General features: G+C 46.5%; 2 protein-coding genes. One reads left to right on the plus strand and one right to left on the minus strand.

Going from position 1 to position 2,483, the window contains the following annotated elements; all coding sequences use genetic code 11:
* Nucleotides 1–147: 147 nt before the first annotated feature.
* Entirely contained in the window at nucleotides 148–1,239 is a 1,092-nt protein-coding gene (locus ON064_RS17985; RefSeq protein WP_274625840.1) for an acyltransferase, read from the plus strand.
* 71 nt (nucleotides 1,240–1,310) lie between these two features.
* On the opposite strand, the gene ON064_RS17990 is transcribed toward ON064_RS17985, so the two are convergent.
* On the minus strand, nucleotides 1,311–2,333 hold the full coding sequence (locus ON064_RS17990; RefSeq protein ID WP_274625841.1) for a beta-carotene 15,15'-monooxygenase: 1,023 nt from the start codon (nucleotides 2,331–2,333) through the stop codon (nucleotides 1,311–1,313).
* Between the last annotated feature and the right edge of the window lie 150 nt (nucleotides 2,334–2,483).

A 2,483-nucleotide genomic window follows, 5' to 3' on the forward strand; every position in this document is an offset into this window, starting at 1 on the left:
TTTTTTTATTGGCAAGAACATTTCCGCTGCTCTGAAGAATGGAAATTTTAGCAGATTGCGTTAAGTTTTTGTAAATATGTTGTATCCCTATTACACGTAGTCATACAATGGATAAGGTTTGATTAACGGATAAGGGTGTAGATACATATGAAACAGCAAGCACATATTTTTGATATACATGTCATGAGGGCAGTCGGCTGCTTGATGGTCGTGCTCGTTCATGTATCCGCGTTGTACTATGTCCAGCGCGGGGAATGGGAGGATGTCATTTTATTCCTCAACCAGGCGAGCCGTTTCGGGACACCGATCTTCGCTATCGTCAGCGGGCTGCTGTTATTTTTGCAAGCAAAAAACAAAGGGTTTTTCTTCCAACGCTTCGTCACATCGCGTCTGCAGAAAATCGTCATTCCCTTCCTGTTCTGGACAGCCTTTTACTTGTTTTATTTGTGGGTGGTCTTCGGGGCAAACCCGCTGGACGCAGGAATCAAGCGCTTTTTGTTTGAAGTGGCATTTGGGGAGACGTATTCCCATCTTTATTTCATTTCCATCGTGCTGCAATTTTATTTGATTTTTCCTTTGCTGCAATTGATCAAAGGAAAGGCGGCTTGGATCATAGCACTGGCTGCATCGGCTATCGTTCACGTTTACGCGATGAAGATTATGGACCCATCGCAATTTGACGGCCTGATCGGGATGATTATGGAGCAGCGCGCCTTTTTGCCGAAATGGATTTTCTTCTTCATCTTCGGCGGTTTTCTCGCCAATAACTGGGAAGCGGCGAAACAATGGGCGTATAAATGGCGAGTCGGTCTATTCATCGGGGTGCTGCTGATTCTCTATTTCGCGGCAGTCGAATATGAATGGGGACGTTACATAGGTTCCAACCGGGTTTCCAATATCATCAATTTGCCGATCCTCATTTTGTTCATTATGGCCATTTCCGAGAAAGTGGCAAGAAATCCATTGCTTCATACGCTTGCTTCAAGGCTTGGCGCGATGTCGATGGGGATCTATTTGATCCACCCGTTCGTCATCAATATGCTGCAGCGAAATTTGCCGGAAGACGTATGGACACTGTCGTTGTTTCCAGTGTGGTATGTGGTGGTCATGGCCATTACGGTCGGGATCATCATGCTCGTCCAGAAGTTGCCGTTCGGCCGCGTCGTATTGACGGTGCCTTCTGTCAAAAAGGTCAAGCCGGCCACGGATAACGGAAACAAGGGCTTATCGGAAGCTTGATCGAGGTCTTTAAGATAAGCGATTTACCTAAAAAAGTTGCTTGCAGCACAGTGCAGGCAACTTTTTTGTGGTCATTTTATGGGATTTAACAATCGCCGTAATTTTTCAGGATCGTCCACTTTTAGCGTGATTTGTGACACTGCCCGTGTCTTTCCGAAAAATAGCACCGCTTGCTGGGGCGTGTAAAAATCGATCACTACTTGGGGTTCAGGCTCTTCAAAATCTTTGGCGACGAATTCCAATGCATGTGTTTCTGGTTTTGCGCCCCAACGCACCGTTTCAATCGAGTCGAGCGGTACGCTGATTCGTTTGTTCAACCCTAACGAAACGTTCAAGTTCCCGTTGCGGATAGTTAAAGGATTTAAGCGGGTGGCTTGGATGTCGCCGATGAAATAGATGACGCTATAGACATTCAAGACCAGCAGGACGATAGAAAGTAAAGCGGATTTATCGTGGAGCCACCAATGGATGCCGATGGTCTCAAAGATGATGGCATGAATGAGCATGATATTAAAAGCGATGGAACTCGTGTTTTGATGGAGCGTGATGGCTGTTGGGTCTTCTGTAGGCTGTTTTTTCCACGTGAAAAATGCGTAGTAAAACGCGAGCGCTTCAGACAGGATGATATGAATGAGCGGATTCGGCTTGACGTTCGCATGCACTGCGGGAAACAAGGCAAAAAGTGGGCTGGCGGCATGGTTGCGCATGGAGCGCCGGATTTTTGGAATGTGGATGAGCAATAGGGCAAGCAGGGCTAGTTCTGCCGCCAATACGAGCACCTCGATTCCGACCCCTATATAAAATAAGGGGGCGAAGGGTTCGAAATACAGCGCAGGGATGATGATGCGCGCAGCAATCAGCCCCGCGGCTAGGATGGTAAGCAATTGTTTAGCATTTAGACGAAAAGAAGCGAGCATTAATAAAGGGATGACGACACCGAAATCAACCAACGAGCCGGCAACGAGCCAAAAGGCATCTTCCGGTATCACATTGGAAGAAATAGGAGAGCGGTAAATCAAGAGGTTGCTGGTCAGTACGAGAAGCAAGAAAGCGAAAGCCCATTTTGCATAGTTTGTCTGGCGCATTACGAACATACAAACACCTCGTTTTTCTTTTAATATACCCTATGAAACACAAAAATGTTCCGAAGAAATATGGCGGAAAAAGGAATTGTGAGTCTATTTTCATAGGTCATGAAGCGCATGCTACAGACGGAAAAGCACCGCATCCAGTTAAAGGATGCG

Source organism: Planococcus sp. A6, from assembly GCF_028823615.1.
Taxonomy (GTDB): Bacteria; Bacillota; Bacilli; order Bacillales_A; family Planococcaceae; genus Planococcus.